Source organism: Clostridium sp. UBA2485 (genome assembly GCF_002341865.1).
Lineage (GTDB): Bacteria > Bacillota > Clostridia > Clostridiales > Clostridiaceae > Clostridium_J.
Map to the genome: position 1 here is coordinate 60,955 of NZ_DDOV01000016.1, position 673 is coordinate 61,627.

Sequence of the window (673 nt, forward strand, 5' to 3'; positions counted from 1 at the left end):
CAATTTATATCTATAATTCCTTTTTCCCTAGCTTTAGCTAATATACTATGATCGAATACACTAAACATCTCTGGAAACAATGTTAGGATATCAATCTTCATCTTGCCACTCCTTTATAGGTCTTATAATAATCTTATGAGAATCTATATCCACATCAAGTACTATATCCTTTAAAGCTGGTATTAAAATCTCTTTTTCATCCTTAATCCAATACACATCATTACTTCCAGTTTTAATTACATCATATACTTTTCCTATGTTGTTTTCTGATGTATCATATACTGTACATGATAATAAATCTGCTATAAAATAGCTATCCTTTGGTAATCTAACTGCTTCTTCCCTTTTTACTTGGATATATTTATTTCTTAAACTTTCTGCACCTTCCATAGTATCGATACCCTCTATTTTGAGTATGACTCTATCAACTTGCATTTTACACCAGACTATAACTTTTTCATTTCCGTCTATATACACCTTTTTTAATTTTCTAAACCTCTTTATATCATCTGTTAGAGGTATTACTTTGACTTCCCCTTTTATTCCATGAGGTTTGCTTATTTGACCTACAGATAAATAATCTTCCACATATTCACCACCAAACATAATTTAATCAAAAAGAGCTAGGAATAAACCTAACTCTGCCTTGAAAATATTTTATATAATTTCAACA

General features: G+C 29.4%; 1 protein-coding gene and 1 pseudogene (1 of these 2 cut by a window edge). Both read right to left on the minus strand.

What is annotated here, in order from left to right; all coding sequences use genetic code 11:
• Nucleotides 1–101 (minus strand): annotated as a pseudogene (gene trmD, locus B3603_RS02380) (tRNA (guanosine(37)-N1)-methyltransferase TrmD) (it extends 509 nt beyond the left edge of the window).
• Nucleotides 91–588 (minus strand): ribosome maturation factor RimM, encoded by a 498-nt coding sequence (gene rimM, locus B3603_RS02385; protein WP_291560257.1) that lies wholly within the window; start codon nt 586–588, stop codon nt 91–93. Before rimM ends, trmD begins: the two are co-directional and overlap by 11 nt.
• Nucleotides 589–673: the final 85 nt, after the last annotated feature.